Source organism: Empedobacter sp. GD03797, assembly GCF_029842105.1.
GTDB lineage: Bacteria > Bacteroidota > Bacteroidia > Flavobacteriales > Weeksellaceae > Empedobacter > Empedobacter falsenii_C.
On record NZ_JAOCFS010000007.1, the window covers coordinates 27,820 to 53,035 of the forward strand.

17 protein-coding genes are annotated in these 25,216 nt (G+C 30.7%); 5 read left to right on the forward strand and 12 right to left on the reverse strand.

Features of this window, described 5'->3' with window-relative positions; translation table 11 throughout:
* Nucleotides 1-128 precede the first annotated feature (128 nt).
* Both dnaK and N5D90_RS07140 read left to right on the forward strand, forming a co-directional pair.
* The gene (dnaK, locus tag N5D90_RS07135; protein WP_280062029.1) at nt 129-2,030 is read left to right on the forward strand and encodes a molecular chaperone DnaK; all 1,902 of its coding nucleotides are present in this window, start codon (nt 129-131) and stop codon (nt 2,028-2,030) included.
* A gap of 116 nt (nt 2,031-2,146) precedes the next feature.
* Nucleotides 2,147-3,073, forward strand: a complete 927-nt coding sequence (locus N5D90_RS07140; RefSeq protein WP_280062030.1) for a T9SS type A sorting domain-containing protein — start codon at nt 2,147-2,149, stop codon at nt 3,071-3,073.
* A 33-nt stretch (nt 3,074-3,106) separates the two neighbouring features.
* On the opposite strand, the gene N5D90_RS07145 is transcribed toward N5D90_RS07140, so the two are convergent.
* Nucleotides 3,107-4,030, reverse strand: a complete 924-nt coding sequence (locus N5D90_RS07145; protein WP_038335576.1) for a T9SS type A sorting domain-containing protein — start codon at nt 4,028-4,030, stop codon at nt 3,107-3,109.
* A gap of 255 nt (nt 4,031-4,285) precedes the next feature.
* Between N5D90_RS07145 and N5D90_RS07150 the strand changes: the two genes are divergently transcribed.
* Nucleotides 4,286-4,621, forward strand: a complete 336-nt coding sequence (locus N5D90_RS07150) for a hypothetical protein (RefSeq protein WP_280062031.1) — start codon at nt 4,286-4,288, stop codon at nt 4,619-4,621.
* A 60-nt stretch (nt 4,622-4,681) separates the two neighbouring features.
* Entirely contained in the window at nt 4,682-5,077 is a 396-nt protein-coding gene (locus N5D90_RS07155; RefSeq protein ID WP_280062032.1) for a hypothetical protein, read from the forward strand.
* 99 nt (nt 5,078-5,176) lie between these two features.
* On the opposite strand, the gene N5D90_RS07160 is transcribed toward N5D90_RS07155, so the two are convergent.
* Nucleotides 5,177-7,441, reverse strand: coding sequence for an NADP-dependent malic enzyme (locus N5D90_RS07160; RefSeq protein ID WP_280062033.1), 2,265 nt, complete (start codon nt 7,439-7,441; stop codon nt 5,177-5,179).
* A 206-nt stretch (nt 7,442-7,647) separates the two neighbouring features.
* Here N5D90_RS07160 and N5D90_RS07165 point away from each other — a divergent pair, with 206 nt between their 5' ends.
* On the forward strand, nt 7,648-8,145 hold the full coding sequence (locus N5D90_RS07165) for a hypothetical protein (RefSeq protein ID WP_280062034.1): 498 nt from the start codon (nt 7,648-7,650) through the stop codon (nt 8,143-8,145).
* A 67-nt stretch (nt 8,146-8,212) separates the two neighbouring features.
* On the opposite strand, the gene N5D90_RS07170 is transcribed toward N5D90_RS07165, so the two are convergent.
* The 10 genes from N5D90_RS07170 to rpsD form a co-directional block, all read right to left on the reverse strand.
* On the reverse strand, nt 8,213-9,376 hold the full coding sequence (locus N5D90_RS07170; RefSeq protein ID WP_280062035.1) for a T9SS type B sorting domain-containing protein: 1,164 nt from the start codon (nt 9,374-9,376) through the stop codon (nt 8,213-8,215).
* A gap of 159 nt (nt 9,377-9,535) precedes the next feature.
* A complete protein-coding gene (locus tag N5D90_RS07175) occupies nt 9,536-11,566 on the reverse strand; it encodes a hypothetical protein (RefSeq protein ID WP_280062036.1) in 2,031 nt (676 codons plus the stop codon).
* A 73-nt stretch (nt 11,567-11,639) separates the two neighbouring features.
* On the reverse strand, nt 11,640-12,935 hold the full coding sequence (locus N5D90_RS07180) for a glycosyltransferase family 4 protein (protein WP_114999025.1): 1,296 nt from the start codon (nt 12,933-12,935) through the stop codon (nt 11,640-11,642).
* A 7-nt stretch (nt 12,936-12,942) separates the two neighbouring features.
* Nucleotides 12,943-15,588: a YfhO family protein gene (locus N5D90_RS07185; protein WP_280062037.1), complete on the reverse strand. Its 2,646-nt coding sequence runs from the start codon at nt 15,586-15,588 to the stop codon at nt 12,943-12,945.
* Nucleotides 15,578-15,835: a hypothetical protein gene (locus N5D90_RS07190; protein WP_114999023.1), complete on the reverse strand. Its 258-nt coding sequence runs from the start codon at nt 15,833-15,835 to the stop codon at nt 15,578-15,580. Before N5D90_RS07190 ends, N5D90_RS07185 begins: the two co-directional genes overlap by 11 nt.
* Before the next feature lies 1 nt (nt 15,836).
* Nucleotides 15,837-16,907, reverse strand: coding sequence for a DUF6263 family protein (locus tag N5D90_RS07195; RefSeq protein ID WP_236688209.1), 1,071 nt, complete (start codon nt 16,905-16,907; stop codon nt 15,837-15,839).
* Nucleotides 16,908-17,020: 113 nt separating this feature from the next.
* Complete coding sequence (locus N5D90_RS07200; RefSeq protein ID WP_280062038.1) at nt 17,021-23,017, reverse strand: MG2 domain-containing protein; 5,997 nt, start codon at nt 23,015-23,017, stop codon at nt 17,021-17,023.
* An 89-nt stretch (nt 23,018-23,106) separates the two neighbouring features.
* Nucleotides 23,107-23,580 (reverse strand): 50S ribosomal protein L17, encoded by a 474-nt coding sequence (gene rplQ / locus N5D90_RS07205; protein WP_038335555.1) that lies wholly within the window; start codon nt 23,578-23,580, stop codon nt 23,107-23,109.
* Between the two features lie 12 nt (nt 23,581-23,592).
* Nucleotides 23,593-24,585 carry a DNA-directed RNA polymerase subunit alpha gene (locus N5D90_RS07210; RefSeq protein WP_114999020.1) on the reverse strand — a complete coding sequence of 331 codons (993 nt, stop codon included), beginning with the start codon at nt 24,583-24,585 and terminating at the stop codon, nt 23,593-23,595.
* 22 nt (nt 24,586-24,607) lie between these two features.
* Nucleotides 24,608-25,210, reverse strand: coding sequence for a 30S ribosomal protein S4 (rpsD, locus tag N5D90_RS07215; protein WP_114999018.1), 603 nt, complete (start codon nt 25,208-25,210; stop codon nt 24,608-24,610).
* Nucleotides 25,211-25,216 lie beyond the last annotated feature (6 nt).

Consider the following 25,216-nt stretch of genomic DNA (forward strand, 5'->3'; position numbering starts at 1 on the left):
TTTAAAAATTGAGATGTCATCATTTTCTACGTTGGCACAAAGATTGACTATTCTGTTGTAGCATCATTTTTGATGGTGTGTAAAAGTTTAAAATAAATCATTAATAATATAAAAAATAACTAAACAATATGAGCAAAATAATCGGAATCGACTTAGGTACAACGAACTCTTGTGTTTCTGTAATGGAAGGTAGCGAGCCAGTTGTAATTCCAAATGCAGAAGGTAAAAGAACTACTCCATCTATCGTAGCATTCGTAGAAGGAGGAGAAATTAAAGTTGGTGATTCAGCAAAACGTCAAGCTGTAACAAACCCAAAGAAAACGATTTATTCTATTAAACGTTTCATGGGAACTAAATTTAATAATGATGCAGATGAAATCGGTCGTGTTCCTTATTCAGTTGTAAAAGGAAACAATGATACGCCAGCAGTTGATATTGATGGACGTAACTATACTCCACAAGAAATCTCAGCAATGATTTTACAAAAAATGAAAAAAACTGCTGAAGATTATTTAGGACAAGAAGTATCAAGAGCGGTAATTACTGTACCAGCTTATTTTAACGATGCGCAACGTCAAGCAACTAAAGAAGCTGGTGAAATTGCAGGTCTTAAAGTAGAACGTATTATCAACGAGCCTACTGCTGCTGCATTAGCTTATGGATTAGACAAAGCAAACTCAGATAAAAAAATCGTTGTTTACGATTTAGGTGGTGGTACTTTTGACGTATCTATCCTAGAATTAGGTGACGGTGTATTCGAAGTATTATCTACAAACGGTGATACTCACTTAGGAGGTGATGATTTTGATGATGCAATCATCAATTGGTTAGCTTCTGAATTCCAAGCAAAAGAAGGTGTAGATTTGAAAAAAGACGCAATGGCTTTACAACGTTTACGTGAAGCTGCTGAAAAAGCTAAAATCGAATTATCTTCTTCTGCTCAAACAGAAATTAATTTACCATACGTTACAGCTAACGAAACAGGACCAAAACACTTAGTAGAAACTTTAACTCGTTCTAAATTTGATCAGTTAACAGAAGATTTAGTACGTCGTTCTATGGAGCCTTGTAAAAAAGCGTTATCTGATGCAGGTTTATCAATCAACGATATCGACGAAGTTATCTTAGTTGGTGGATCTACACGTATGCCAAAAATCCAAGAAGAAGTAGAAAAATTCTTCGGTAAAAAACCATCTAAAGGAGTTAATCCAGACGAGGTTGTTGCAATTGGTGCAGCTATCCAAGGAGGTGTATTAACAGGTGATGTAAAAGATGTATTATTATTAGACGTTACACCATTATCTTTAGGTATCGAAACTTTAGGAGGAGTATTCACAAAATTAATCGAAGCGAATACAACAATTCCAACTAAAAAATCTGAAGTTTTCTCAACTGCAGTTGACAATCAACCAGCAGTAACATTAAGAATTGGTCAAGGAGAGCGTCCATTATTCAACGATAACAAAGAAATCGGACGTTTTGACTTAGTAGATATTCCACCAGCACAAAGAGGTGTTCCTCAAATCGAAGTAACATTTGATATTGATGCGAATGGTATCTTAAGCGTATCTGCAAAAGATAAAGGAACTGGAAAAGAGCAATCAATCAAAATTGAAGCTTCATCTGGATTATCTGATGCTGATATCGAAAGAATGAAAAAAGAAGCGCAAGAAAACGCTGCAAAAGACGAAGAAGCAAAACAAAAAGTTGAAAAAGTAAATGCTGCTGACGCGTTAATTTTCCAAACGGAAAAACAATTGACAGAGTACGGAGATAAAATTCCTGCTGACAAAAAACAACCAATTGAAGAAGCTTTAGCTGAGGTTAAATCTGCTCACGCTGCTCAAGACGTTGCTGCAATTGATGCTTCTATGGAAAAATTGAACACAGCTTGGAATGCTGCTTCACAAGAAATTTATGCTGCAATGAACGAAGGTCAACAAGGTGGTGCGCAAGCTCAACCAGGTGCTGATCAAGGTCAAGCAAATAATGATGGTGTTGAAGACGTAGACTTCGAAGAAGTTAAATAATAGAATTTCATTTATCAAATAGAAAAGCCTCGCAATGCGAGGCTTTTTTTTGTATCATATTAGTTTATTGTTTATACATTAAATTACTGTATATTAGTAGATAACACTATAATAATATGAAAAAACATTTACTTTTTATTTTTATAGGATCAATAGCTTTTGCTCAAAACTATATTCCTATGGCAAAAGAAAATAATTCTTGGAAATTGCAATTACAGACTTGGCCAATAGGTACTGAATGTCAAAATTTACCGCAAGAAAAAATTGACTACATTTTATCTACTAAACTTTTGAAAATAATAGATGGAAAAGAATATAGAGAAATCTATCGTCAATATAATTTTGATTCTAAAGAAAGCTTTCAAAAAGCTTGGCTTTGTGATAAAACTTCGGAAGCTGGTAATTACTTAGGATATTTGAATGAAAATAATTATAATCAAGCTATTCTTGTTGGATATCTAAGAGATGATGTAGAAAATAAGAAAGTCTATATTAGACAATTTGATGGTGAAGAAAAAGAGTTTTATGATTTTTCGGAACAAGTAAGCGTCAATCCTGATCCTTATGTGAAAAATTTATATGAAATTAATAATGCCACTTATTTCAATATTTCTACAAGAGAATTTGTTTATAAAATCCCTGCTCAAAGTGTTGAATCAAGGATATACGAAGGAATAGGTGATATTAAAAGTGATTTTATTTATCAAACTTCAAATAATATCGATGGTTTTTTCAGCTATTTGTTAGGTTTTTCTAATGATGGTTTAAATTATTATAGCAAAAACAATGAATTATTAAAGATTACTAATGTTAATGTTTCAAAAAAATACATGATTACGGAGAATCCTACAAGGTCTTTTGTAAATTTAAATACAACAAAAGATATAAAGGAAATAAGTATAATTGACAGTAACGGAAGAATTGTTTTACAACAAAATAATAATTATGATAAAATAAATGTAAGTAAATTAACTATAGGAAAATATTATCTTGTTATTACAACTCATCAACAAAAAGAAGTTATTAGCTTCTTAAAAAAATAAGGAAAGCCTCGCAATGCGAGGCTTTCCTTATTTTTATTTTTTAATAATTTTTCTTGTCATTGTTTTTCCATCTTTCATATAGATTTTCACAAAATATATTCCTGATTTTAAAGACGATGTATTCATTTCTTTTAAAGATTTATCAGCTTTCAAAACAATTTGACCAACAGTATTAGAAACCTCAACTCCAGAAATCTGATCATAAAAATTCGTATCGAATGTTAAAACATCTTGAACTGGATTTGGATAAACTTTGAATTCTTTCTGATTAACTTGATTCACAGCTAAATCATCTGTACTAAATTTAAAATTATCATAATAAGCATCTCCGCCATAATTATTATGAAGCATTGTAAAACCATGAACATCTAATTTCGTAAAATTATCACCTGTATAAACTAATTTATCATTTAGATAATACTTAATCTGATTCTCAGTAACTTCAATTTTAAAATTATTCCATTTATTAATTGGCCAACCTTCTGCTGCATCAGCATAATCGAAGCCATAATCAATATTTTTTGTAATATACAAATATCCCCTATTCTCCATTCCAAGACCAGCAACTGGATAAAACTCATCAGTAGATGAATTAACTGTAAATAACGTAAATTCAAAATCAGCTCCATTCCGTTTTGTTACAAAAGCATCAAATGAAATTGTAAAATTTTTATAATCGACCGGTTTATCAAACATTTTGGTAACGCCCATTACTGGAAACCATTGATCACCAAAATCGGTCTGATCTCCATTCTTGAAAGAATAAATTCCTTCGCTTGCTTGTTCATCAGAAACAAGTTGATTATTTAAAATTTTTCCGTTTCCCTCCGCAACATCCCAACCATTTTGAGTATGGATATTTCCTAATATAAATCCTTCTTTGGCTTCAAAAGATGTGTTCTTCTGCGCAAATGATAATGTACTTGCAGTAAGTAATAAAATGTAAATCTTCTTCATATTAATTCAATTAAGCTTACAAGATATTAAAATAATTCTTAATTGAGTTTTAATCCTCATTACAATAAATACATTTTACAGATGTTATCATTATACGTAAATATTATTTATCATTACGCAACCTATTTTATATTTACTCATCTTATTAAAAATTAATCTACTATGAAAAAATTACTTTTTTTATCCTTCATCTTTTAATTTATCCTATTTTCGTGTAATGATGATGATTGCTTTACACCTCCAGAATCGATTATAATGGAATTTGTAAATTCAAAAGGAGAGAATTTAATCCAAAATGGAACATTAACAAAAGAACATTTTCATTTCTTACAAGTTGTTGGCGATACTAAAATCGGAACTTCTTTTGAAATTAATCATGAAAATAGAGTTATTTTAAATAAACCTAGATGGATAGTAGGTTCTACAACTTATGAAGCTTTAGTATTAACAAAAGAAATTAAATTCTTTAATTTTACTGTCAATGCTTCTAAATTATCCGGAAAATGTGGAGGAAATAAAATAGATAATGTTTCATTTAAAGATATTGAAGCTCTTTCTCAAAACGGAATTTATCAAATAGTCGTTGAATAGTCTTTTAAGAATTTAAATAATAAATAGTTTATTTGTACATTATCATCCAAATTAATCATTATGAAGTTATATTTTGCTTTATTTACTCTTTTATTATTTACAGTAGGCTGTTATCCTGCCTACAATATATTCATTGTAAATAATACAGACGCTGAAATAGAACTAGAAACACAACCTTCAATTGAAAAAAGGATAATGATTAAACAAGGTGTTAGTTATAAAAAAATAAATTCTAAGAAATTAAATAATCAAAATGATTTTGAGAAGGGTATTTATAAATTGAATCCTAATGATAGTATTTTTTTGTTTGGAGAGAGAGGTAAGCTAGGAAATTACCTGCCTTTTAACTTTGTTAAAATAAATAAGGAACATGACTCATTAATAATTACAAACACTAATTTAGTAGATAATATTAATAATGAAAAAGGTTCTAAATATTACATTATTATCAAATGATAATATAAATATTTTAAAAAATCATCTCGATTTCATACAAAATAAAAAAATCCACTTAAATGATTTTAAGTGGATTTTTTGTATTCTAAATTTTATATTTTACTGATGTTGTTGTGCATCAATCACAGCAATAGTGACCATATTCACGATTTCGCGAACAGTACTATCCAATTGTAACAAATGAATTGGTTTTTTCATTCCGATCAAAATTGGTCCAACCGCTTCTATATTTCCTAATTCTTGTAATAATTTGTACGAAATATTCGCAGATTCAAGATTTGGAAAAACTAACGTATTCGCATGCGTTCCTGCTAATTTAGAAAACGGAAAATTACTTTGTAATTTCTCTTTATTCACTGCAAAATTTGCCTGAATATCACCATCAACAATAATTTCTGGATAATTTTTATGTAAATAATTTACCGCATTCTGAACTTTAGAAACCGTTTCTCCTTTATTCGATCCGAAGTTTGAATAAGACAATAACGCAATCTTTGGTTCAATTTTAAACTTCTTAATTGTTTCGTTAAATTGCAATGTAATGTTGACCAAATCCTCTGAAGTTGGATCTAAATTAACCGTTGTATCACCTAAGAAAACTGGTCCTTTTTCTGTCAACATCATATACATACTCGCAACTTTTTGACCTTGCTCCGCTCCGATTAATTCTAAAGCTGGACGAATCGCTTGCGAATAATTTTTCGTCATTCCCGAAATCATTGCATCTGCATAACCAAACTCAACCATACATGATCCAAAATAATTACGATCTCTCAATAATTTTTTCGCGTCAGATTTTGAGATTCCTTTTCGTTGACGTTTCGAGTAAATAAAATCAACGAATTGATTGTATCTATCCGAATCTTCTTCTGCATTTGTATCAACAATTTCAACATCTTCCAAATCCAACATATAATCTTTTATCATTTGTTGAATTTTATTTTTCTTTCCTAAAATAATTGGAATAGCGATTTTTTCTTCCTTTACAATTTGCGCTGCACGAAGAATTTCGAAACGATCTCCTTCAGCAAAAACAACACGTTTTGGATTTGATTTCGCCGTTTGTGTCAAATTACGCATAATCGTACTTTCTTTTCCGATTCGCTTAATCAAAGACAATTTATATTCTTCGAAATCTGTAATTGTATTTTTTGCAACACCAGTTTCTATCGCAGCTTTTGCAACCGCAGCCGAAACTTCTGGTAACAAACGTGGATCGTTAGGTTTTGGAATGATATAATCTTTTCCGAATTTGATTGAATGATTATTGTATGCTTGCGTTACCACTTCTGGAACTGGTTCTTTCGCCAATTCTGCAATTGCACGAACAGCAGCAATTTTCATTTCCTCATTAATTGTCGTTGAACGAACATCTAACGCTCCTCTAAAAATATACGGAAATCCAAGTACATTGTTCACCTGATTTGGATAATCAGAACGCCCAGTTCCCATAATAATATCTTGACGTGTCGCAACTGCTAAATCGTATGCTATCTCTGGATTCGGATTTGCCATTGCCAATACAATTGGATTTTCTGCCATTGTATTCAACATATCTGCTGACAAAACATCTGCCGCTGATAAACCGATAAAAACATCCGCATCTTTCACAGCATCTGCCAATGTCGAAATATCACGATCTGTTGCCCATTCTGCTTTAGAAGGATCAAGATTATCTCTGTCCGAACGGATAACACCTTTACTATCCAACATCACGATATTCTCTTTCGTTGCTCCTACAGAAATATACATTCCTGTACACGAAATTGCTGCTGCACCAGCTCCGTTCACTACAATTTTGACTTTAGAAATATCTTTTCCTTGTAATTCACACGCATTAATCAACGCTGCACCAGAAATAATAGCTGTTCCGTGTTGATCGTCGTGCATAACTGGAATATTCATTTCAGCTTTCAAACGTTTCTCAATTTCGAAACATTCAGGCGCTTTAATATCCTCTAAATTGATTCCTCCAAAAGTTGGCTCTAAAGCTTTTACCGTATTGATAAATTCATCAACATTTTTTGTATCCAATTCGATATCGAAAACATCAATATCAGCAAAAATTTTGAATAGAAGACCTTTACCTTCCATAACCGGTTTTGAAGCTACTGCACCTATATCTCCCAAACCTAAAACGGCTGTTCCATTACTAATTACAGCAACCAAATTTCCTTTTGCTGTGTACTTATAAGCATTTTCTGGATCTTTTTCAATCTCTAAACAAGGCTCCGCAACACCTGGCGAATAAGCAAGCGATAAATCACGTTGCGTATTCGTAGGTTTTGTAGGCACAACTGCAATCTTTCCTGGTTGACCCATCGAATGGTAATTCAATGCATCTTTCTTACGATTGTCATTCATTTCTCTGTGGTTTATATTTTTTCAAAATAAATTTAGGCAAAATATATTCAACCCACTTATGACAGATGTTAGATTTTTAAAATTTTAGAAAAATTTTTATCAACTTATACTATTTGGCGAATTTATATTGTGATATTTTTATTTTTTATAAGAATTATATATATTGTATATAAGTATTAAACGATATTTTTACAAAATTTTCAAAAATGGATAAAATCAAATTTATTCCTTTAATAGAACCTCCTATTTTGAAAGACAATCAAAATGGAAAAATTCTGCAAGAAATTTCATTCAACAATTCTATTGAATGGGATAGTTATCAAAAAAATCAAATTGATAAAATTTATACTAACTTTCCTCAACCTATTCAGTCTGGAATTTATCAATACAATCTTTTGAAAATATCATTAGCAAATATGGAGAAAATTATAAACCTACATCTTGCTGATACTAAAATAGTAGATTCCATTTCACTTTTTGGTGGATATGCAATTTCAATTAATAATAAAATTGAATTATTCCCACAATGTTGTGGATTGTTAGAAGAAATTCAGCTTTGGAAAAATATTTTAAACAAAAATTTCTCTAACTTTTATCTAACAGAATGCCATCCAAGTCCTTTAATAACAAAATCTAAAAACGAAATTGTTATAATTTGTGATGATGAAAATGAATCATTAGATGTTATTGGAAACATAACTTAAATTATTAATTTTAAATAATAAATCCCACTTTTCAGAATGTAGAAAGTGGGATTTTACTTCAAAAAAATTATTTATTTTTAACTGTTATATAGCCTGTAATAATTTCTTTATCATTCAATTTTATTCTGTACCAATAACTATCAGAAGGAACTGTAAAACCATTCTTTTTACCATCCCAAATATATTCATCATTCACAACTTCATCTTTTATAATTGCTCCATATCGATCAAAGATTTGAACAATTGCATTTTTGTAACCTAAAAATTGTGCTCTCCAACTATCATTATAACCATCATTATTAGGTGAAATAAAATTAGGAATTAAGTTTACAAAAAAATCTTTTGTTACTGGAGTACAATTATCAGCCGAAATTACATAAACAGTATAATTTCCTTCTTTTAAAGGTTCAAAGACATTCGAACTTTGCCAATCTACACCATTTAATGAGTATTTATATGGTGGTGTTCCTCCTTCTACAATGATTTCTGCACGTCCATTGACAGTTTTTATCATTACAATATTTGGTAATTGAAAATGAGAAACATTAACATTGTGAACATATGGACATCCCTCTTTTGAAAGAAGTTCTACCCAATAATCTCCAAACCCAACCTCAATCGTCTGTGTTGTTTCACCTGTACTCCATTTATAATCTAAATAATTATCTCCTGCATCTAAAATAGTTTTGGTATTAGGACATATTTTCACATCTTTTAGCGTTGATGAGTATTCCGGAACAGATACAAAAGTATTAATAACAGCAATAGAAAAACATAAACCTGCTTTTTCAAATCTTACATAAAAAGTTTTAGCTCTATTTACAACTTGATTAGAATTAATTGAATTTATGTTATTCTCAGCGTCATCGAAGGTTTCAAAAAACTTATAATCGTAATTATAATCATTAACAAAATTTACTAAAACATAATCATTCAAATTGAATGTATAAACTCCATCAAAATCGTTATCACAAACATCTACATCTAAAACTTCTTGATTAAGTTTTACTTTTTCACCGAATTTAAATTCTAAAGTAATAATTTCTGGTTGACAACCTTTCAATGTCTCAATTCTTACGTACACTTTTGTATCAGCAGTAAATATATTTTGAGATGAAATTGTATTCGTATTTCCGTCTAAAGCATCTTGCTCATTTAAATAATATTTTACTGTAAACAATTCTCGGTTAGAAAAAATTTGTCGGATAATTTCATCAAGTTTAATATTCATTTTGCTTCCACAATATGTAGTTTGATATTTAGTTAAATCAATCTGTGGAAAAGGAAAAAACTCTAATTGTATTTCGGCAATTTCTTTACATCCTGTTTTATTTTTGACAACTACATAAACTTTCTTATTTGTAGATTCATAATGCTCAAAATCTATTATTTAATTCACTTCATTTTCTGCATCTTCTTTCGTAGGATAATAATTTTTTGTCACATCTGGATCAGAAGTTACATTTGCATCAGATAGATCAAAAATACCTTTACCATTTACATTACACGCATAGACCGTTGCATTATTAACAATGAGTTCATTAATCAAAATTTTAACTGTTACAATCTCACTATCCTCAAATTTATCAGATCCATAAATTATATATTTGAATTCATCATAACCTTTTTGCCCTTTATTTGGCGTATAAGTAATAATACCTTTTACAGTGTTAATTGTAACGACTCCTTTTGAAGGATTTTCTACTATCTTGGTTTCATTGAAATTAATCGTTTGGGCAGATTTTGTAAATTTTGGAGTAATATGAATTGGAGCAACTCCACATGTTTCAAATTCTAATTCTGATTCATCAGGACAAGTTCTTAATTTATATTCGTCTTTTAATGGCGGACAAGTACCTATTGTAACTTCTACCGAATAATTTCCTAATCTTGTTGGTTTAAAAGTTACTTCGGTTGCTCCTGGAATAGCAACCCCATCCTCAAACCATTGATATGTTTCGTATATATCTGGTGTTACTGTTAATGTTACATCAGGAAAACATCCTTCTGCTACGATTTTTGGTTTTGTTGGTAATCCAGCAAAAAAACCACCATATCCAGCAGCTTCACTTCCTGCTGTGATACCTCCTGTTACAGCTTTATCAGATTTAATTGTTACATTTCCTTTTATATTAGGTATACCGTAAGTTACCCAGTTTGTTGTTCCAACTATATCAAATGGACCGTAATTGGAATTAGGAACTTTTCCATTTACAGTAAGATTAGCATTTTTTTCTGTTATTAAATTAAGTTTAGTTGGCACATTAAGAATTGAATAATAACTACCACTTCCTTCTTTAGATAAATAAATTTCATTTTCATCTATCAAACCAATTTCATCTATTGATTTTGGTAGAAAACAATTAAGTGCTGGAATAAAATTCATTCCACCTGTAGCTTCAATATTTCGTTCATTACTTCCTCCTAACAATTGATATACATATGCCTTATGAGTTGTCTGAATATATAAATTAAAATGATTTTTTCCTTGATTAATGTATTTATTTTCGTTAATAATATAGTGTTGGCCTTCATTTAAGGTGATGAGCGGAATAGGATCATTATTTACATAAACATCAGTGCCATCCTCAGTTGCAACAACTATTGCGCCTTCCATATTACTTCCAATATCACCCAAACCTTTTACCAAAACAAATTCATTTCCAAGTTGAGAAACTGGAACGTTTTGATCCATTAAAATATCTGAACTATTTGGAAAATAACCTGCATATTGCCCATTAAAATTACCATTTGCTGTAGATATAGGTTTGTCTGATTCAATTTTAGCACCGATAAAACCTTCATAATTCACTTTATAATTTCCAATACCATCAATAATATATGACTCTCCTTTGTTTAATATAATATTAAATTCTGTTCTCTTCTCTCCATCACTAAAAATAATATTAGAATCAAAATTTGAAACCTTTATTGTGGTATTATCTTCTGTAGCTAAAACACTTGTCATAAAGTTCAAAATACCATTGTATGTCGTTATTGGAGCCATAACAGTATAAAATAAAGTTCCAGTACCTGCCCTTCCTTTAGATGTCACAATCTCAGCATGTTGAGCGACAGAAAACCTAAGGTTTGCAAAATAAGCATAATCTGCTTCTAAGTATAACCCTTTTTTTATTGGCTTAAACATATCAGCTTGGTCTCTTGTAATTATATATGATCTTGGAATATTAAAAATACCTGGATTCCCTTTACTTATTGTTACATTACCAACAACAACATTGTTATTATATATCTTAACTTCAAAAGGAATAGTTCTATTCGTAGATAAATATACTTTTTGATTAGGAAAGGGGTTTCCTGTTCTATCCATCATTGGTGCAAACCAATGTTTTGTATCAAGTTGAGCAAATGATTGGATAATATTAAGAAATAAAAATAAAATAAGTAAATACTTCTTCATTGATTATCATTTAATAATTATATAATCCTTAAACAGAAATATTTACTTTATATTGTTAAAACATAGTATTTTATTATGATAATTTCCCCACCACTTCAACCAATTTCTTCGTTAAGTTTTTACGGTTGAATTGTTGAACTTCGGCTTCGTTGGTTTCAAATTTTTGGTTTGGATTTCTCAACCATTGATTGTAAATCGAAAGAATGTATGTTTTGATTTCATTGACTTGTTGATGAGAAAAATAATCGCCCGCTTTTGTTTTTTGAAGTATTTTTTTGACATCAGCATCCGCTGGACCAACCGCTAAAATTGGATTTCCAGTTGCCATATATTCGAATAATTTCCCTGGAATAATTCCTTTCGAAGCAACATTATCAAAATTTGTTAACAACAGAATATTTGCAGAATTAATCGCATGTAACGATTCTTGGTGCGAAACATATCCGTGAACAATCAAGTTATTTTGTAAACCTTGTTCAAGAATTGTTTGTTTAACATCATCAGCCAAAGAACCATAAAAATTAAGTTTAAAATCTTCTCGAAATGATTGATTTTCGTTGCTAATTTCGGCTAAAGCTTTCCACAAAGCAATTGGATTTCGAAGCATTTCCAAACCTCCAGAATACATCAAATGAAAGTGATTTTGATCTTTTTCTGTTTGTTGTTTTACTTCTTCAAAACCATTTGTGATTACTTCTACATGTTTTGCGCCAATCTTCTTAAAATTCTCTCCATCAGCATAACTAGTTGCTAAAACAACATCTGCTTTTTGCATCACTTCACGCTCTAAATCTTCGTGTTTTTTAGCTGCCCAAGAAGTTAATTTCAATTCTTTATGATAACTAATTTGCGTCCAAGGATCACGAAAATCTGCCAACCATTTGAGATTTGGTAATTGTTTTTTCAATTTCAAACCGATTAAATGTAAACTATGAGGCGGACCAGAAGTTACAATCGTATCAATATTTTCTTTCTGTAAAAAGTCTTTCAAATATTCCGCAGAAGGATTTACCCAAAACTTGCGCGCATCTGGAATAAAGAAATTTCCACGCACAAAAACCGACAATCTCGACATGAAAGATTGATTTTCTTTCTTCTCAAAATGTCCACCTTTGTAAGCTTTATTTTTTGGATTCAGTTTTTCTGCCAACTGATAAGGTTCCCAAATTTTATTCTTGACGATTTTAACTTTTGGATTAATGTCCTTCGCTAAAGTTTCGTCGAGAATTGGATAAGAAGGATTTTCTGGAATATAAACGTAGGTTTCATATCCAAATTCAGGAAGATATTTTGTGAATTTCAACCATCTTTGAACACCAGGACCTCCCGCAGGAGGCCAGTAATAGGTGATGATTAATATTTTTTTCATTCTAAAATTAAGCCTTTTCAGCGGCTAAGTTTAAATTCTCTTTTGTAGAACATTTTTTATATCCCAAATAAATACCTCCAGCCACAACGATTAAAAGTAAAATATTCGAAACAATCACAATCATATTTCCAGTAGAAATAACTTGTGGTTTAAATTCCATCACGATTGTGTGATTTCCTTTCTGTACAGGAACTGCACGCAAAACATAATTCGCTTTTTCGATCGGAACTTCTTTTCCATCAACGGTTGCAGTCCATCCATGTGGGTAATAAACTTCTGAGAAAACAGCAATTTGATCTGCGTTAGAAGAAGATTTATACGTCATTTTCATCGGTGAATAATCAACCAATTCAATTTTAGAATTAGCATCTGCCGAAACATTTAAGTTTTTATTCTCAACCAAATCTTTACGTAAAATAACCGTATGATCAACTGGTGTAGAATTTATCGCTAAAATTTCATCATTTGCATTTTCTGTCCATTTAATATTTGAGGCTAACCACGCACTTCCCAAAGCTGTAGGATTTTGCTGCACTTGTGGCTCAGTAGGACTTCCATGAATAATGTATTTCGTATTCATCATATTCAATACATTAATCAAACCTGTTTCATCTTTGATTCCGTATTTTTTCAATTGTGGATCTTGCGAAAAATAGATATCCACAACATCTTGGTATTTTCCTAATTTCGCTGCATGATAACCACCAATTGAAGGAACAAAATATGAAGTTCCAGCTTCGTTAAATGTACTCAAAACTGTGTTGTATACACGGAAATGTGATTTATCTTGTTTAGATATATTTGACAATAAATTGTTCAACGGAACTTTGTAAGCAATTTGCGCTACATTATTATTGTTCTGAGCTTCGGTTTGTAAACGAGGTGACATTTCTGTTGGGAAAGGATTGTCAACAATGTATTTAGACACAAAATTATCTTCGTTCAAATATCTTTTATTCACCGTAAATCCATCAATAAAAGCCAACGCACCAATCGCTAAAATAACGATAATTGGTTTTTTGATAAACTTGAATAAATAGGCCAACAACAAAGCCATTGTGAACAAAACAAAAATCAATGTACGTACTGTATCCGCTTTAAACATTGCAATTCTATCTTGAATTAATGCTTCATCCAATCGTTTAATTAATCCATCCCAAAGTCCGATTGCATTTGGATTTGCTTGCTGAATTTGTCCGATTAATTGTTCAGTCATTAATTTTTCGTTCTCTGATGTAAATGGAAAAATCATTCCACCGAATAAGAAGAATATAATTAGAATTCCGACTGTAGAACCACCGGCTATATAAAGTACTTTCTTTTTGAATTCATCTGATTCGTCAGAATTAAAGAAATAATATAAAGTCAAAATTGCTAAGAAAGGCATTGTAAATTCGGCAATCACCAAGATTGATGATACGGCACGGAATTTATCGTACATAGGGAAATAGTCGATGAATAAGTTGGTAACGAAAGGTAAATTTTTACCCCAAGCCAAAATGAAACTTAAAATCGTTGCACCAACTAACCATTTTTTATAGGTCGCATATTTTCCTCGCACCATAAACATTCCGATAATAAACAGGAAAACAACAACAGCTCCCTGATAAGCAGGTCCCGAAGTTCCTGGTTGATCTCCCCAATACGCACTTCTCGGCTGACTTGCCACAGCTTGAAAAACTTGCCGATTGAACTCGTCTTCACCAAGGCTATATTGTGTATTTTGTAATTCGGATGTATAATTTTTTAAATCTTCTGGATTCGTTTGCGAACCACCACCCATCAAATTTGGAATAAAAAGATTTAGTGTTTCTAATTTTCCATAACTCCATTGTGTGATATAATCGTGATCTAATCCATTCGAATTCTTTTTCAACAAAGTCATTTCAGATTTTCCACGAGTCGTTTCTTTACTGTATTCGTAAGTTGACAATAATCGATTTGCATTCAATCCTGCTGCAATAATTACAGCTACAACCACTAATGCAGATGATTTGAAGAAATCTGGTAATTCTTTTTTCTTTAAACTATCAATAAATTGAACGATTGCAAAAACCAACATCGCTAAAAACAAATAAAACGTCATTTGGATGTGATTGGCTTGTAATTGCAATCCCATAAACAATGTTGTGAGTACAAAACCTGCAATGTATTTTTTGCGATACAATAAAAGAATTCCAGCAACCAAAGGCGCGAAATAACCAATTGTATGTAGTTTTCCGTTATGTCCGGCTGCAATTAATTCGAAATAATACGAACCAAATGCAAAGAAAATTGCACCGACTAAAGCGTATTGCCACTTTTTGAAAAGCGTTAAGCCAAGAATAAAAAATCCTGTAAATAACAAGAAAATGTAATCTGCTGGACGCGGTAAAAATCTGAATGCGCCATCAATGGTTTTGATGATATCAAAACTATATTTCGCACCAGTTTGATAGGTTGGCATTCCACCAAACATCGCATCAGACCAATAGACATTTTCGTCCGTTTTGTCTTGATACGTTAACATTTCTTGTGCACTACCCTTGTAGTTGATAATATCAGGCTGAATAACAGATTTCCCTGATAAAACTGGTGAACAATACACCAATGCAATCACTGCAAAAAGCAGCAATGAGATAAGAACGTAGAGTAAATTCTTTTTATTTTTCATCCTTTTTTTCTTCGATTATTTCGTAATCCACCGTTTCGGCGTCTATATTATATTTCGGTTTGTCGAAAGATGTGTTTGGTTTCGATTCGTTGTACGAATCATTTGAGTTTTGGCTCTCATTATAAGCGTTTCTTTGCTGATTAATTGCTTCTTGAAAAACTTTTTTTACAGCAAATACTTTTCTTAAAAATCTAAAAATAGTTAAGAAAATAATACTTAAAACTAGAACCCAAAGAATTGTTTTCATTTTAGTTAACTGTTGTGACAGTTGTAACCGACTCAGTCATTGTTTGTTTTTGACCTTGCGCTTCCACTGTACGTTTTAATGTTTCCTTTTTCGTTAAATTAACTTTGTTGATCCAACCAGATTTAGTGTCCAACAAAATTTTTCCATCTACATTCGCACTACTATTCGCAGACATTGTAACACCTTGTTGCGACTCATTACCTTTCAAACTTTGCGTTCCATTTACAGTAATTGTCGTATTTGCAGGCTCAACACTTGCTAAAGTTCTCTTCATTGAAATATTTCCTTTCATTGGACCTTGGTCAATTTTTTGACTATCGCTCCAAGATTCTTTAAGCGCTAAAGTTTTGTTAGGGAAAATATTCATTGTTTCTTCAAATTGAGAAGAAATTGCTTGTTTGTTTAATGAATTGTCGATAATCTGTGTAAAGAATTTGAACTCTTCTGCAGAAACTTGTTTCTTCACAGAATTAAGAATTGAAGTTTTGATTCCTTCTAATCCATCAACGCTTACAACTTTTCCTTTCTGATCAACTTTCATTGTATACGTTTTCCCCGTCATCGCTTTGTAAATCGACCAAGAAACCGCAATATCTTTGTTCGCTGGTTTCGCAGCATTTGTATCATACGAAATTGATTTCCCCGAAGGATCTGTCATTTTCTCGCTATATTGTTTAGATTTCACTTCTAATGTATACACACCATCTTTGAAATCTTTTACCGTATAATCAATTTGTTTTTTACTTTCGCTTGACATTTTTTGAGATTGTTTCCCATCCGAAGCCGTGTGAGTTGTTTTGATTCCCAACGTCATTGGATAAGTTTTTCCTATCTCTAAATTGTATTTGTACGCATATTTGTCATCTGCACCTTTTGTTATTGCTACAACTTCTGGCTCAGCAGGTGTTTCAGCGACTTTCAAAGAATCTGTTGTTTCCGTTTTGGCAACTGTATCGCCTTTTTCGTTCACAATTAATTCTTTTCCGTCTTTATCTTTTCCTACGACTTTATCATCTTTTTTACATGAAACAACTGCCATTGCGACAGCCATCATGAATAGTAATTTTTTCATATCAATTTTATGTTTGATAATTGGTTTATTGCCAAAATCAATCCAAAAATAAGGATTTTAGTTGATTTTTTAACATTAAGATTGAAATGTATTGGGAATGAAACTTCTAACCATTATTTTTCTATTTCTACTATTCTATTGTCAGTATGCGTTCGGAAATTATTATTGTACATACTTTCTACTTGTGTGATTCCGTTATTAAATTTCCCTTGCAAATTAGCTTTCACATCATATTCAAACTCGTGTTTTCCTTTTGGTAAATAATCAATAAAAAAGTTCGTTTCTTCGTCATTTGTTTCAAAATAATAAGGAGCATTTCGATTCCAAATATATCCAGACGGCACAAAAATAGGCTCAAAACCAGTTGCACGATAATCTTTTAACTGCACAAAACTTACACTTTCATCTGCAATTAATGTGATATGAATACGAACAGTTTCTCCTAATTTTAGTTTTCTATTTAATGGAATCCATTTGTCTTTTTCCTTTACAAGTAACGTTTTTTCGACGCGTAATTTACTTTGATCTGCTTTTATTTCATTCATCGGAACAGATTTATAAGTAACGATACTACCATTCAAAATTTCTGAAAAATTATTTGTTATTTTTATTGATTTTGGTAGTTCCTTTAAGTTTGATGTTTCAAAAATATTTTGTCCAAATAATTGATTTATTTTATTCGAATCAATTCCTTCTATCAAAACTTTATTTGTGTTTTTATTAAAATCAGAAGTTGAAATAATCGAATGTAAAGCATAATTAGAACTTAAAGTACTTTGCCAAGTGTCTTGTTTGTATCGATGTAAAATCCATTGTACTAAACTTTTCGTTTCGATTTTATATGTCTTAAAAGCTTCAATAATTAATGATTGAGTTGAGATAGAATTTGTCAAATATTGATTTTCATCTGCATTCCAATGATTTCCATTTACCTTGTCAATAATCATTTCAGATTCTATACTTTTTATGATTGTTGCACCAAACGATTTTGCATTCAAATAATTTGCAACAATGGCAGATTTCGCTCTAGATTCTAACTCATTTTTACCAGCAATTTTCTCTATCGATTTCCAATCATTTTCATACATTTTTACTACTTCCTCCAATTTTTTATTTGTGGAAGGATAAAATTGTTCGATGTACATCAAATCTACAAATTCTGTTAAATCATATTGTTTTTTGGGATTATTCTTCTTCAAATTTAGATTATAATCAATCAAGTAATCAAGACCTTTTCTGAAAGATTGTTTCAGTTCATTCGAAACATTTTCTGGATAAAATTTGATTAATCGACCAATATAAATCAAATTCTGTTTTGTAATCGCAACATTGGTTTTTCCTCCTACAAACCAAGGAAAACTTCCATCTTTAAATTGCATTTTGACCAATTTATTTTCTAAAATTGTCAATTGTTTTTCGATGTATTTTTCTTCCATCGTTTTAGCAATTTCAACAATTATTTCTTCTTGCGTTTTTACCTTATTATTCCAAGAAGTTGGTTTTGTAGAAATCTCATATTCTAAAGCCGTTTTAGGGACATTTTTTTGATTAATCGATTTGAAATATTCAGCAATATCAGGATATTTTTGTTGTAAAATTTCTAACATTTTATACGCAAACCATTTGCTTGTCGTTTGTTCACTGCAATCGTACGGATAAATTGCTAACTGCTGCAACGAGCTAAGAACCGAAAATAATGGATTTGTTTCAATTACAAATTTGAACGATTGGAACTGATTTTTAGAAATGTCTAACTTAATTTCTTTCGTTTCATTTGGTAAAACCACAATAGATTGACTTTCTGCAAGTGTAATTTTATTTGATAAAACAGAAAGAACTTGTTGTTCACCATCAGAAAACAGTTCTGTTCCTGCGACAATTTTAACGATAACATCTTCATAATTTTCAGGAACTTTTATCTTCCATTCAATCATTGACGTTTGTTTAGCATTTACATCAAAGTTTTGTGTTTCATTTTGTACAGCGAAATCAGAAGTAATGATTTGATTATTTTTTGGATTAATCAACTCAATTTTTGCAATTCCATTCAGATTTTTATCCGAAATATTTTGAATTTGAGTTGAAAGAATCATTTCATCATTCTCTCTAAAATAACGAGGTAAATGCGGTGAAACCATCAAATCTTTTTGTGTTTTTGTAATAAAAGTTCCATCGCCAGAATTCAACTCTTTATCATGTGCAAACACTAATAATTTCCATTCCGTTAATGCTTCTGGCGTAGTAAAATCAAAAGAAACATTTCCTTCTGAATCTGTACGTAAACTTGGATAAAAGAAAGCTGTTTCATTAAGATTTGTGCGCACTTTTATTTTAGATAAATCTATTTGTTTTTCTTCCGAATTTTTATTTTTTGTTTGTATAATAATTACACCATTTGCTCCACGACTACCATATAAAGCCGTAGCTTCATTATTTTTTAGAACCGTAATTTCGCCAATATCATCTGCATTAATATCTGTCATTTTCTTCACCTCTCCGTTAATTATAACCAATGCTTCTTGTTGAGAATTTATACTTCCTACACCTCTAATAATCATATTTTTTGAAGCTCCAGTTTGACCATAACCTGTTGTCACAACTTCTGCTAAATCTAGCCCATTAAGTTTTCCTGATAACGCATAAAGATAATCCTCGCTTTCTTCTTGATTTACTATGTAAGAAAGTGATGATTTGCTTATAATTTCATCAATATCTGCAGCATTAAAACTTCTGAAAAGAGAAGTCTTGATTTGAGGAAATGTAAATTCGATTGGTTGAATATTTTTAGGAGAATAAAGCGAACCAAAACTTGCAAAATCATAAAAATTCTCTGTTATTTTATAAGAAGAAAATGGGTAATATGAATTAAAATTCCAATTAATTGCATCAAAATAATTATTGCTTCTAAACTGATCTAAAGACGCATCATACATTGTTGTTAAAACTTCTGCATCTACTTTTTTATTCGAAGGACTTGAAATTTTAAGCGACCATGTTTCTTGTTGATTGGGTTGAATTTTATCTCGAAAAACTTCTGTCTTTACAATTAGTTGATGATTTTTTTCTTCCGTAGGAATTGTAACAAAAGCACTCTGATATTGATTGTTTCGAATGAATAAATAATCAATTCTGAATTTATTCATAATCATATCCTTTGTTACTTTTACAGAATAAGTTGCTTTTCCATTTTTGAAATTTAATTTCTCCGATTTTATAAATTTATTCTGATCTTGTGTATAAATATAAACCACACCATCTTCCTTAAAATCTGTATCAAAAAACAAATTATATGTATCACCAATTGTATATGCTGTTTTTTCCGTGCTAACCGCTAAAAATTCCTTATAAGAAAAATGATACGAAATATCTTCTGCAATTTTTATGATGCGAGAACTAATTACTGTATCATTCTTATTCAACGAAATTGCTTCAACCAAATAATATCCTTTTTGTAATTTTTCTGGATGATTAATTGCAATCGTTTTTTCTAATGTCGTATCAAAATCAGTTTGTTGAACAATCGTTTCTTTGTTCCAATTTTTTGAATTCTTTTTATCTAAATTATACTTTCCGAAATACGCTTGTTTTTCTTGTTGCGTTAATAAATCATAATCCGAATCAAAACTTAAATAGTTAGAACCATAAATTCCTTTCGGTTCTTGAAGTTTATAAATTGAAACTTTCCCTTTCATAGGAACAAAAACATCATTTAAATTTTTGGTTTCTAAATTGATTTTATTCCAATCTTTATTGATGAAAATCTCATCAGAAATTATTTTAATCTCGAAAATATTTTTCCCGTAATAATAATTCGTTGATGTATTTTGAGTTTCTCCTGTTTGCAAAACCGCAGTAACATCTAACGTTATATTTTCTATATCTTCTTTTCCTGTTAATAACTTTTCAATGACAAATTCGCCATTTTGATCAGTTTTTATCGTATCAGATTCTTCGTTTATCGAACCATAATTTCGTTCAAAATAATATTGGATGCTTGCATCATTAATTCGCGCTCCCGAAAGCGATTCTACATAACCTTTGAAAGTCGCTTTATCTCCTATTTGTAACGTTTCCTTATTCTTCTCAAGAACAACTCTAAAAGTTGGACGTTTATATTCCTCTACATTAAAACTAATTGAATTGATGGATTTTTTATTATTTGAATTTGAAGAACGAATTTCAATTCTGAAATTTCCATTCAATGTTTCTGCTGGCAATTTAAATTTTCCATTTATAGATCCAAAATCATTGGTTGTTAAAGCTAAACTATCTATCGTTTCTTTATTTGCATTTTTTAGAAAAGCTATCAAATCAACTTTTGGAAGAACCTTACCTTCAACTGCATTTCGTTCGTGCAAAATAGCTTTGAAAAATACGTCTTGATTTGGTCGATAAATTTTTCTATCCAACAAAAGTGTAGCATCTGTTTCTATATCAGATTCATTATCCGAATAATCGTAAATTTCGTTTATATTGTTATTCGATAAGTCAAAAAAATCTTTTGTAGATGGAATGTATAAATACAAATTGTCCAAATCTTCGCGTTTATCCGAATCATCATTCGACTTGTATGTAAATTCACCATTCGCATTCGTTTGCACACTTTTTACTTTATGGAAGGCTTTCTTATTCGCTTCTCCATAAAGTTTGATTGCTTTATTTGCTAAGGGCAAACCATTTTTTCGATTAATAATTTGTCCTCTGTATTTATAACCATTTTCTAATTCTTCGGTTTCAAAAGCAGAAATAAAATAATCTGAAACCTGAATAGTTGTATTCTTGACGATATTAAAATAATAATCATCAATAAAATTTTCATTATTACTAATAAAAACTTCATAATATCCATTTGTAAGCGGATTTAATTTGTACAAAACTTTGTGATGATCGTAATCTTTAAATTCCTTTAATTTTACTTTTTCACTATAAACAAGTTCTTCATCCAAATGATAACTTTTGGTCAACGAATCATATTTCGTATAAATTTCATCTTGTTTTGGCGAATATTTCTTCTTGTAAACTCTTATATAAAGCTCATTTACTTTTTTGTGAATTACAGTAATCGGAATGTATTCGTTGCTTGGATAAGAATCGGTATATTGAATATCTAATTTTGGAGCCGAAATATCATTCCGAAATTCTACAAGATTTTTAGTCCAAATTGATTTTGGATAAAGTTGAATGACCTCATTTAATTGCTTAACAGTTTTGTCTGCATCAGGATGAATAGAATAAGCTTCCTTTAATTGATAAAATAAAATCTGAGCATTAAAATCTGCTGGTTTTTTGTTTAATTCATTTTTTAATTTATCGAAATCAGCTAAATAATTAATGTTTTTATAAAATTGATATGAACTTGCTTCTTTATAATTTTTCTTTTCATTAAGTTGATTTAACTCAAACAAAATAGGTTTCACTTTATTTGCAATTCGCTCAAATTTATCTTTTTGAATATAACGATTGCTTTGATAAAGTTGATTAATCCCGTTTATATATAAGTTTCCCAATAAATGATAAAGCGTGGGTATTAAAGTGAATTGATTGTAATGATAAACTGACTTTTTAGCTTCTTTTTCCAAAGCTTGATTGATATAATCTGAATCTAAAATAATCTTCCAATTTTCTGTTGGTTCATTCATCAAAAGTTCTTTATTTCTTATTGATTCAGACAATAATGAATCAATCATTTTAAATCTCTTTTCGAAAGTCCAATCCACGAAATTAGTAGACAAATCACTTTTAGTAGAAGATTCTACATTGATGTTTTCAAATAATAGATTCGCGTAATAAAAATTAAGAAATGCCAGATCGATAGGTTTACTTTTAGCAATTTCTTTTTCTATTAATGGAGAAATTTTATTAACAATATCTTCTCTTTTTGTATGCTGTTTACTTTGGTTCTCAAATTCTTTTATCGTAGCAAAAAGATATTCAGGTCTTTTATTTTCTTTTAAAGCATTCGATTTTATGTCACCAATATAATAAGCTACTCGTGTGTATTTTAACTTCGATTGATTAACTTTAATAGAATCAAATGAATTCTTAAAATTATAATTTTGACCAAATGTAAAAGTACTCAGTAATATAAAAAGTAGTAATTTGAATTTCATATAGTTAATTATCATCTAAAAATATGAAATTTTCTATAACAAAAAAAGCCTCCCAAATTGGGAGGCTTTTTACTATATAATCGAATAGATTATGCTTCTTCTGTACTTTCAGTTTCAGCAGCTGGTGCAGCTTCTTCTGTTTTAGTACTTTTTTTACTACGACGTGTAGTTGCTTTTTTCTCTACTTTCGCGTTAGTGTAGATATCATTGAAATCTACTAACTCGATCATTGCAGTATCAGCACCGTCACCTAAACGGAATCCAGTTTTGATGATACGAGTGTATCCTCCTGGGCGATTTGCAATTTTAGGAGCTACAGTTCTGAATAATTCAGTTACAGCTTCTTTATCTTGTAAGTATGAAAATACAACGCGACGGTTGTTAGTATCGTCTGTTTTAGACTTTGTCAATAAAGGCTCAACATATGTTTGTAATGCTTTAGCCTTTGCTACTGTTGTGTTAATTCTCTTGTGAGTAATCAACGCTATAGCTAAATTAGATAATAAAGCTCTTCTATGAGAGGCAGTTCTACCTAAATGGTTAAATTTTTTTCCGTGTCTCATTTTTTAATAAAATTATTCTACGTCTAACTTATATTTTGCGATGTCCATTCCAAAGTTAAGACCTTTGCTGTCCACCAATTCTTCTAACTCTGTAAGAGATTTCTTACCAAAGTTTCTGAATTTCATTAAGTCAGACTTAGCGAAAGAAACTAATTCGCCTAATGTTTCAACTTCAGCTGCTTTTAAACAATTTAATGCTCTTACTGATAAATCCATATCTACCAATTTTGTTTTCAATAATTGGCGCATATGTAATGCTTCTTCATCATAAGTTTCACCAGATGCAACTTCTTCCGCTTCTAATGTAATTCTCTCATCTGAGAATAACATAAAGTGGTGAATTAAGATTTTAGCTGCTTCAGTTAAAGCATCTTGAGGTGTTATAGAACCATCTGTTGTAATTTCAAAAACTAATTTTTCGTAGTCAGTTTTTTGTTCTACACGATAGTTTTCAATTGCGTATTTTACATTCTTAATTGGAGTGTAAATTGAGTCAATTGCTATAGTACCGATTGGCGCAGAAGCCTTTTTATTCTCATCAGCTGGTACGTATCCTCTACCTTTTTCGATTGTAAATGTAATTGTTACGTTTACTTTAGCGTCTAAGTTAGCGATAACTAATTCAGGGTTTAAAACTTGGAATCCAGAAATAAATTTCCCTAAATCACCTGCTGTTAATTGATCTTGCCCTGAGATAGTAGCAGTTACAGTTTCAGCATCTGATTCATCAATTTGTTTCTTAAAACGAACCTTTTTCAGATTTAAAATGATCTCTGTAACATCTTCCACTACTCCTGGAATAGTTGAAAATTCGTGCTCAACTCCTTCAATTTTGATTGAAGTGATCGCATATCCTTCTAATGAAGAAAGTAACACTCTACGTAGAGCATTTCCAACTGTAATCCCGTATCCTGGTTCTAATGGACGGAACTCGAATTGTCCGAATTTAGAGTCAGACTCTACTAAGATTACTTTGTCAGGTTTGATGAAATTTAAAATAGTCATTTTATTAGTCTGATTTTAAGGTTTATTTAGAATATAACTCGACGATTAATTGCTCTTTAATATCTTCTGGAATTTGAACTCTTTCTGGAGCTTTTGTGAAAGTTCCTGATTTTTGTTCGTCGTTCCAAATTAACCAATCGTACTCGCTACGTGCGTGTAAAGAGTTTGTGATTGCAGTTAAAGATTTAGATTTTTCTCTAACAGCGATTACATCACCTGCTTTTAATTGGTAAGAAGGGATGTTCACGATTTCTCCGTTTACAGTTACGTGTTTGTGAGATACTAATTGACGTGCAGCACTACGTGAGTTTGCGATACCTAAACGGTAAACTACGTTATCTAAACGAGATTCACATAATTGTAATAATACTTCACCTGTAATTCCTTTAGAAGCATTTGCTTTTTTGTATAAGTTAGCAAATTGACGCTCTAAAATACCGTAAGTATATTTTGCTTTTTGTTTTTCAGTTAACTGAATAGCGTATTCTGATTTTTTAGCTCTTCTTTTGTTAGGTCCGTGTTGCCCTGGAGGATATTTCTTTTTCTCAAAAGATTTATCGTCACCGAAAATTGGTTGTCCAAATTTTCTTGCAATTTTAGTTTTTGGTCCTGTATATCTTGCCATGATTTG

Excerpts from the sequence above, each read along its gene's own strand:
- N5D90_RS07180 (WP_114999025.1), bottom strand. The coding sequence starts at position 12,935 with ATGAAAAAAATATTAATCATCACCTATTACTGGCCTCCTGCGGGAGGT.
- dnaK (WP_280062029.1), top strand. The coding sequence starts at position 129 with ATGAGCAAAATAATCGGAATCGACTTAGGTACAACGAACTCTTGTGTT.
- N5D90_RS07210 (WP_114999020.1), bottom strand. The coding sequence starts at position 24,585 with ATGACTATTTTAAATTTCATCAAACCTGACAAAGTAATCTTAGTAGAG.
- N5D90_RS07145 (WP_038335576.1), bottom strand. The coding sequence starts at position 4,030 with ATGAAGAAGATTTACATTTTATTACTTACTGCAAGTACATTATCATTT.
- N5D90_RS07195 (WP_236688209.1), bottom strand. The coding sequence starts at position 16,907 with ATGAAAAAATTACTATTCATGATGGCTGTCGCAATGGCAGTTGTTTCA.
- N5D90_RS07190 (WP_114999023.1), bottom strand. The coding sequence starts at position 15,835 with ATGAAAACAATTCTTTGGGTTCTAGTTTTAAGTATTATTTTCTTAACT.
- rplQ (WP_038335555.1), bottom strand. The coding sequence starts at position 23,580 with ATGAGACACGGAAAAAAATTTAACCATTTAGGTAGAACTGCCTCTCAT.
- N5D90_RS07185 (WP_280062037.1), bottom strand. The coding sequence starts at position 15,588 with ATGAAAAATAAAAAGAATTTACTCTACGTTCTTATCTCATTGCTGCTT.
- rpsD (WP_114999018.1), bottom strand. The coding sequence starts at position 25,210 with ATGGCAAGATATACAGGACCAAAAACTAAAATTGCAAGAAAATTTGGA.
- N5D90_RS07200 (WP_280062038.1), bottom strand. The coding sequence starts at position 23,017 with ATGAAATTCAAATTACTACTTTTTATATTACTGAGTACTTTTACATTT.
- N5D90_RS07150 (WP_280062031.1), top strand. The coding sequence starts at position 4,286 with ATGGAATTTGTAAATTCAAAAGGAGAGAATTTAATCCAAAATGGAACA.
- N5D90_RS07155 (WP_280062032.1), top strand. The coding sequence starts at position 4,682 with ATGAAGTTATATTTTGCTTTATTTACTCTTTTATTATTTACAGTAGGC.
- N5D90_RS07140 (WP_280062030.1), top strand. The coding sequence starts at position 2,147 with ATGAAAAAACATTTACTTTTTATTTTTATAGGATCAATAGCTTTTGCT.
- N5D90_RS07170 (WP_280062035.1), bottom strand. The coding sequence starts at position 9,376 with ATGAATATTAAACTTGATGAAATTATCCGACAAATTTTTTCTAACCGA.
- N5D90_RS07165 (WP_280062034.1), top strand. The coding sequence starts at position 7,648 with ATGGATAAAATCAAATTTATTCCTTTAATAGAACCTCCTATTTTGAAA.
- N5D90_RS07160 (WP_280062033.1), bottom strand. The coding sequence starts at position 7,441 with ATGAATGACAATCGTAAGAAAGATGCATTGAATTACCATTCGATGGGT.
- N5D90_RS07175 (WP_280062036.1), bottom strand. The coding sequence starts at position 11,566 with ATGAAGAAGTATTTACTTATTTTATTTTTATTTCTTAATATTATCCAA.